This is a genomic window from Thermogutta sp., from assembly GCF_014359955.1.
Classification (GTDB): domain Bacteria; phylum Planctomycetota; class Planctomycetia; order Pirellulales; family Thermoguttaceae; genus Thermogutta.
In genome coordinates this window covers 1-7,655 of sequence record NZ_JACIYL010000141.1, presented here as the reverse complement: position 1 = coordinate 7,655, position 7,655 = coordinate 1, and the positions used below count along the sequence as shown (strand labels likewise).

General features: G+C 58.1%; 6 protein-coding genes. All 6 read right to left on the bottom strand.

Annotated features, from left to right (window positions below):
- The coding region (locus tag H5U08_RS06385; RefSeq protein ID WP_297031385.1) for a CarD family transcriptional regulator at positions 1–1,940 on the bottom strand (1,940 nt) is incomplete at its 3' end.
- 210 nt (positions 1,941–2,150) lie between these two features.
- Positions 2,151–3,134: a type I phosphomannose isomerase catalytic subunit gene (locus H5U08_RS06380; protein ID WP_297031383.1), complete on the bottom strand. Its 984-nt coding sequence runs from the start codon at positions 3,132–3,134 to the stop codon at positions 2,151–2,153.
- 174 nt (positions 3,135–3,308) lie between these two features.
- Positions 3,309–4,328 (bottom strand): D-2-hydroxyacid dehydrogenase, encoded by a 1,020-nt coding sequence (locus tag H5U08_RS06375; protein ID WP_297031381.1) that lies wholly within the window; start codon positions 4,326–4,328, stop codon positions 3,309–3,311.
- Between the two features lie 335 nt (positions 4,329–4,663).
- Positions 4,664–4,870: a hypothetical protein gene (locus H5U08_RS06370; RefSeq protein ID WP_297031379.1), complete on the bottom strand. Its 207-nt coding sequence runs from the start codon at positions 4,868–4,870 to the stop codon at positions 4,664–4,666.
- A 287-nt stretch (positions 4,871–5,157) separates the two neighbouring features.
- Positions 5,158–6,234 (bottom strand): sugar ABC transporter substrate-binding protein, encoded by a 1,077-nt coding sequence (locus H5U08_RS06365; protein WP_297031378.1) that lies wholly within the window; start codon positions 6,232–6,234, stop codon positions 5,158–5,160.
- A gap of 312 nt (positions 6,235–6,546) precedes the next feature.
- The coding region (locus tag H5U08_RS06360; RefSeq protein ID WP_297031376.1) for an MFS transporter at positions 6,547–7,655 on the bottom strand (1,109 nt) is incomplete at its 5' end.

The following is a 7,655-nucleotide window of genomic DNA, read 5'->3' as shown; positions in this document are numbered from 1 at the left end:
GCCCCTTCGGCCAGCCCTTGAAGGATTTCCGCTTCCTCCTTGGGCGTGCAAAACCGGGACAGGCATTCAATTCGGATGGGGAACTCCGCCATCCTTTCCCGGAAAGTCCTCACGTGCTGCTCCGCAAGGATGGTCGTTGGAACCAGCATCGCGACCTGGTACCCAGCATCCACCGCCTTGAACGCCGCCCGCATCGCCAGCTCCGTTTTACCGAAGCCCACGTCCCCGCAGAGGAGCCGATCCATGGGCCGTGGGCTCATCATGTCGCGTTTGATGGCGGCCATGGCCTCCAACTGGTCCGGCGTTTCCTCGAATGGAAAGGAGGCATCGAACTCCTGCTGCCAAATAGTGTCCGGAGGGAAGGCGATGCCGGGACGGGTCTGCCGGATGGCCTGCATCTCGAGCATCTCTGCCGCCAGATCAAAAACCGCCGCGGCCACGGCCTGTTTTTGCCGTACCCACGTTCGTCCCCCAAGCTTCGACAGTTTCGGCCGCGCCCGGGCGCCTCCGATGTATTTCTGCACCAGGCCAATCTTGGAGGTCGGCACATAGAGCTTGGTTCCCTCGGCAAACTCCAGTAGCAGATGCTCCTCGACCTGATCGCCTTTCTGAAGGAGCGTCAATCCACGATACCGGGCAATCCCATGTGCCACGTGAACGACCAGGTCTCCCTCCTTCAGATCCAGAAAATCTTCAATAGGGCGAGACTCTGGCCGTCGTGCCGGAATGCGGAACTCGGTTCGCTGGAAAAGCTGGTTGACGCTGATGAAAACGATCTTTTCAGGCCGAAGTCGGAATCCCCGCGAAAGCCGTCCCACCACAAAATGGAGATTTCCAGACCTGGCAATCTGAGCGCTGGCGAACAACTCGCGGAGTCGCTCAATCTCGGCCGACGCGGTGCAAACGAGGTACACGCGGGAGTCGCCGGCCACCGCGTCCAGCTCTTCCCGCACCCGTTCAACATCCCCGGAAAACCGCTCCACGGATTCCATCTGCCCGTGGAAAACTTCGCCTTGGTTTTCCGGAGCGATGTCCCAGATTTCCAGCCGCGCAAACTTCTGGGAATCCTGAACAATTTTTTCCCAGGTGTGATGGAACCGGGGTTTGTCCAATCGAGCGAGGTAGCTCCGCGAAGAGGCTTCAATGCCCTGCGGATCTATCCACACCGTCCAGCTTTCAGGCGGCAGATAGTCAAAAAACGATCCTGCCGGTTCTCCGCCGAGCGGACAAAGGGTGAGTGTGATCTCCTCCACCCGCTCCACACTTCGCTGCGACGAAACATCGAAATGCCGGAGCGATTCGATACGCTCGTCAAAAAGTTCGATGCGGAGAGGAGCCGTCCACTCGGGCGCAAACACGTCGAGAATTCCGCCCCGTAGTGAAAACTCGCCGGGCATCGCAACCGTAGGAACGCTCCGGTAACCGCGCTCCCCAATGGCCTTTAGAAACGCGGTGACATCCAGGTTCTCCCCGGCTTTCAACGTCCACAGTCGTTCTTTGAGCACATGAACAGGGGGAACGCTCTGGAGAAGCGACTCGCCGGAGGCAACGATGACCCGTGGAAACCGGGACCGAATCAGGCGCAACAGGATTCGCAGCCGCTCACCCAGCATCTCATCGTCGGGACGGGCGTCTTCAACGGGCGAACTCAGCGCGGGGAAGAGAGCGACCTCATCAATCCCGAAAAGCCTGAGGTCATCCAGAAACGCATCGGCGAGCTGCTCGTCAGGCACGACCACGAGCACAACGCCTGGGCAAGCCCCGGTAAGACCGGCCGCCAGCAGCGCAGACCCTGAGCCAGCCGCTTCGTCAGCTACCACACCCTGACCGAAGCGGAGCGACGCGAGCAACCGAGCGAAATCATCGCGGGCACGGATGAGGTCGACGAGGAAACCCAGATTCGTCGCGATCGCCTCCGTGTCCGGCTGAACACTTTCCATGCCCTCAATTTTAGAAATGAGTTTTGGGAATGATAAGACCATTTGCCCGCCGCGATCGACTTAGCCACACCAAGTGCCAGCCATGGCAGCGCGCGACCGGGGCAATTGCACCGGGTGATTCAATGCGCCGAGATTGCACTGGTTTCATACCGGAGGAGCCCCTGCCTCCTCGGTTGGGCCTCGGTTCCATGGATCACTCGGTTCCATGGATCACAGCGGATGACAGGAAAGCAAAATCGCCCGTCCGGCCGACGTCGTTTCCCACCGGGCGTGGGGACAACTCCCGGGAATCAAAACGGTGTCACCCCGATTCATCGGGAAGACCGAATCACCCACAAGGAGCTCACCGCTACCGAACAGGACCAACCAGGCGCCCAGCACATCGCGGCTGATCAAAAGCCCGGCCCCCGGTGAAACGGTCCATCGTCGCAGGACGAATGGAGGGCCTTCGACCAGGAGTTCTCCCACCGCCCCGGTATCGCGATAGATTTCCCGCGGTTTCACTACGGAGCAGGGTTCCTGATCCCAGTTGATTGCGCGAACAGCCTCTTCAATGTGAAGAGGTCTTGGAAGCCCGTTTCGGTCCGTTCTATTCCAATCGTAGAGCCGAAATGTGGCGTCACTGGGCGTCTGGACCTCCGCCACCAGGACGCCACCCCCGGCAGAATGGACGGTTCCCGGGGGCAGGACAATCACATCCCCCACGCGGGGCGCCATGGCGTGGAGGCACGTCTCCGGTTCTTTTCGCTGGAGGGCGTCTCGCAGCTCGTCGGGCCGTACACCCGCCTTCAGACCGGCAAAGATCTTCGCCCCCGGCTCGGCTTCCACGACCGTCCAGACCTCGAACTTACCTTTCTCGGCGGGGCACAATATGGCGGCGAGGGCATCGTCCGGATGTACCTGAATGGAAAGGTAATCCCGGCAGTCCAGAAACTTAATAAGCCAGGGAAACTCGGCCGGTGGTTCGCCTTTCTCACCCCACAGTTCCTTCTTGAAGGCTGACCAAAGCTCGGTGAGCGACCAACCCTCAAAACGGCCTCCCTTAACCTGACTGACGTGAAGAGGATGCGCACTTATTTCCCAAGACTCTCCGTAGCAACCTTGATTGGGGAGAGGTTTCCCCAACACGGATCCGAGCTGTCGCCCACCCCAAATCTGTTCCCGTAAAAACGGCTCAAAAAAAATCGGCTCCATAGTTTTCTCCCGCCGGATCGCCTCGACTTTTTAAACATCATAGCACAGAACGGCCCACAAAACCCAGGTTGTGGAAAAGGCGGGCCTTGGCGCCGTGTTGCGGCGGTCGTTCAACAAAGTCGGGCGCACCCGCGGGTATGAGACCGAAACGTCGCCGTCCTTTAACGGCAAAACTCAAAAATCTCCCTTGATCGAATCACACACATCGATCCAAAGCGGCGTTGAGCCATCCCGGAACGGAAATCCGGCCGTCTTATCGGTCACCAGGTTGATGAGAGGTTGCCCCGTGTGCCAGCGTCGAAGGTTCTCGCAAATGAGCCGCGTGATATCGTCGGCCCGGGTCGCCGACTGACCCCCGACATGAGGGGTGATGATCACATTAGACTGTTTCCACAAAGGATGTCCCGGCGGGAGCGGCTCCGGGTCAGTTACGTCGAGCACGGCCCCTGCAATGGGGCCTTCTTGAAGGGCATCGAGAAGGTCGTCCGTTCGCACGATGGGCCCCCGGGCAACATTCACAAACAGCGAGCCCGGCTTCATCCGCGCAAACTGGTCCCGACCAAACATCCCGCGGGTCTTATCGTTGAGCGGTAACGCCAGAATCGTGATGTCTGCTTCGGGCAAGAGCTCTTCCAGAGATTCGGGCGGACACAACTTTTCCACGTACGTGGGTTTATCCACAGGGAAAAGGTCCGTCGCCCAGATGTGCGTTTTGAAAACATGAAGAACCTGAGCCAGACGCCGTCCCACTCCCCCGAAGCCCACGATCAGGATGCGGCTCCGATGAAGATCCCGCGTGGGGCGTCTTACAAATTCTTCCCGCTGCTGAGCCCAAAAGAACGTGGGAAGGCTGCGGAGCCACGCTGTTACCAGCGCCACCGTGTGCTCAGCTACCTGATCCGCCAGGACGCCAGACGCACTTGTCACCACGATATTGGAGGCGATGACCGAGGGAACCAGGCAGTGATCCATCCCGGCTGCCGACGATTGAATCCATACCAAACGCCCCCGTTTCACCACGGCATCCCAGTCCACGGGAACTTTGGCATGACCGCAAAAGATATCCGCCTCGAGCAATTCTTCCGCAATCCGTTCCTGGGGCACGGACACGACTTCACCCCACGGAGCGGCGGCCGCAATGGCCTGATGATGCCGCTCCTCATGGGGAAAACACAGAACGATTCTTGGCCGCATTGGGGATATCCTTCACAACACGTGTACCTGAAGACCAGTTGGGCGGGTTCGTCTGCGAAGCGACTACTCTGGTAATCGCCGACAGAGGGTTAGAAAAACTGTAGGCATTTTTCAGCAAAAGCTGCCACGAATTCCGGACGCGTCAATGGGCTACGACGCTTCGCGACATGGCCTACACTTTTCAGCATAATGTCTTTTTACACAAAGAGAAGCGGCAGGCCGATTGTGAAACGGCGATCTCTGTTTCTTCAATTCTTCCGGCTTCCCGTAATAACCGCCACCCGCGGACCCATTGCCGGTGCTTTTAGCACTCCTCTGCTCGTTGCCGACAGGGACTACCTCCTGGCCCACTTGCCCGCGCTCACATCGATCCAGTGGACCAGTAACGCTTTGGGCAGATCGGACACACCCGCTTCGACACCGCCGTTCGCGAACAACGCGAGACATCCCTTTCCAGCCGCCAGTGCTGCGTAGGCCTCGTTCAGCTCTCGGTCATGAAGGATGGACAGGTTCGGTTCCAGTTTATTGTCACCGATATACATGACTGGCTTCCCTTTTAGTTCCCAATAGTACGACAGCTTTGACCACGGCCGACTATCGTTTGAAACTTCACCGCCATACTCGCTACCAACCACAACAGGGACCAGGCACCACCACTGAGCCCCGGTTTCGTGAATGGATTAAGCGACTGCCTCTCCCTCCCACTATGAACACCTGGTGAGTGAGTGGACTTCTGCAGCAGAGATTCCTGCCCTGCTCACTCTTCGTCGCACGGCGGGCTGAATATCGTTCATCAAACAACAGTCAACGAACTTATTCTCCGTCGTTTTCAGACCAGGCAATGTTTTGGGTCCGAAAGGTAGAGCATCGCGTCCAGATTGCCCGATTCCTTGGATACGAGAGGGCAGGGGAGCACTATCTTGAGAAGCCGATCAAACTTCTCCTGGTTTCGGACGATGAACTGTCCGATCACCAGGGCGTACATGTGGATCATTGCCGCGGGATTGACGCTGGTGGCTGCGAGCAATCCGTCGCGAACCCCCAGCAACCCAGGACGCTGACCGTCGACGCCCGTGACGACCATCCCCTCATGGCGGGTTCCCTTGAGACACGGCACACAGGCCAGGGCCATGTCATCGTTGTGGAAAAACGCCCCAGAGATCCGGTCCTGGGTCTGTTCCAGAAGGACTTCAAACGTATTTCGGGCTTTCTCTGTTTGCCAGTCGCACCAGCGGACTCCTCCACCCACCACTTCGATTTCCGGATACTTGCTGATGACGTTCTGGAATCCTCGGGCACGATCCTGCGCGCCACTGTGCTCACTTTGACCGCCGATGTGAATAACTTTTCCTTTGCCGCCGATTTTGTCCACCATGTACTGCGTGCTTTGTTCCGCCATTTTCACATGGTCTGGGGTCACGTAGACCAGGACCCCTGTTTCAAAGAGCTGGTTTTCCGGGACGATGAGAGTATCCATTCCGATGATGGGGATGCCCCGGGCCTTGAGCCGCCGACAGGGCTCTGCGAGGATATCAATCTGGTGGGCCTGGAAAGCACAGAAATCCCAGTCCTCCGCGGCAGCCAATTCGATCTTTTCTCTTTGCCTTTGCCCGTTGAATTCTCCGTCGAACCAGACGACTTCCACGTTAAGCAAATCGCCCCATAGTTTGGCTGCGTCGTAGCCCAGTTTATTCCATGTTCCGGCCAGTCCGGCATTTGAAAACGCAGCCCGCAGACGACGGCCTTTTTGAGCCTCATCCACAACCTTAGTGGGCTGACAGCCCAAAAGTCCGACCAGCCCGAGCATGCTGCCCATCCCCGCTGTGGCGAGCCACTCGCGGCGAGTCACATCTGTCTTCCTCTCAGCGTCTGTCTGCCGCCGGCACCCGGCCATCTCATTCCCCATGATGCGCGATCTCCTCCGCCTGGTCAGTTTCTACAGAGAACACCAATCGGCATACTCGTTGCGTTGTACTTTATCCAGCGCCAAGCGAAAATCAACCCCGCCGACCACTCGAAACGCGGGCACACTCAGTCTGCCAGCGAGAGAAAAGCCTCCTGTCGGCAACCACCAATTTTACGGTAGAAAAAGCCTGCTCCCGAGCGACAGGTCTTACATCGGTAGGCCGCTTAGGACTGTTCTCCTCGGAGATCGGACCAAAGCAGCAACCAGCGTCTGACCCATTTGTTCAGCCAAACGATGACTGGGTAAGACTTGTCAGTTCTGCGTGGCTGGTTCCTTCTGGGCGTCAGGCTCAGTTGATGCCAGGCTCGGCTTTGCAGAGGGACCCGGCTCCGGAGAAGTGAGAATTGCCGCCAGCACGGTACCGAGAAGGCATCCGGCAGCCGCGACAAAAAAAGGTACCAGCCAGGCCTCCAAACGCTGGCTGCTCTTTGCCACATCGCCGAAGAAACCGCCAAGAATCGGCCCCAGGATGCCACCGATGCCGTAAGCGGTAAATACCCACCCGTAATTGACGCCTACGTTTTTATTCCCGAAAAGGTCTGCGGTTGCTGCGGGGAAAAGGGCGAAATTTCCTCCAAAATTGAAGCCAATCCAACAGGCTCCCAGAAAGAACAGGGCCGGGCTGGCAGCCAGCCAGTAAAACCCCGCCATCACAATCGTCTGGGAAATAAGCATGGCCACCAGGGCAGCCTTTCGCCCGATCCAGTCCGAGATAATTCCCCAACCGATCCGGCCAAGCCCGTTGGCCAAGGCGAAGAAAATCGCCATCGCCAGTTCGGCAGTGACTTCAGCCCGTTTCATGGCCTGCTCCCGCGCCAGGTTAGTCGCTTCGTAATAGCTCGACAGGCGCTCAATGCCAAACAGTTTGATGATGCCAATCACCATGAGACCCGCCATGGCCCCGGCAACGAACATCAACCACAGCATGTAAAACTGCCGTGTGCGAAGCATCTCCCAGGGTGTAAACTCCCGTGTTCCCCCCGTTTTCCTGGCTACCTTCGCCGCTGCTTCCGGGGTCCATCCGGGTGGGGCGTATCCTTCCGGAGGATTGACCATCCAAATCGCGCCGATGGTGACCAGCAGTGCAAAGAGAATGCCGTACACAAGGAAGACGTTGGCCACGCCCAATTGTGCAATAAGCTGGCCAAGATTACCTGCCAATTGAATCCAAAGGAATGCCCCAAAACCAAAACCCGCGACGGCCAATCCGGTAAGCATCCCCTTGCGATCGGGGAACCATCGCACCCCGACCGCGATAGGGATCACATAGGCCAGCCCGATTCCCGCCCCCCCGACCACTCCAATCGTCAGAACATGTCCCCAGAAACTGGTTCCTACAAAACGGGCCAAGATATATCCCA

Bases quoted from the DNA above. Each gene is read 5' to 3' on its own strand.
- H5U08_RS06375 (WP_297031381.1), bottom strand. From the start codon at position 4,328: ATGCGGCCAAGAATCGTTCTGTGTTTTCCCCATGAGGAGCGGCATCAT.
- H5U08_RS06370 (WP_297031379.1), bottom strand. From the start codon at position 4,870: ATGTATATCGGTGACAATAAACTGGAACCGAACCTGTCCATCCTTCAT.
- H5U08_RS06365 (WP_297031378.1), bottom strand. From the start codon at position 6,234: ATGGGGAATGAGATGGCCGGGTGCCGGCGGCAGACAGACGCTGAGAGG.
- H5U08_RS06380 (WP_297031383.1), bottom strand. From the start codon at position 3,134: ATGGAGCCGATTTTTTTTGAGCCGTTTTTACGGGAACAGATTTGGGGT.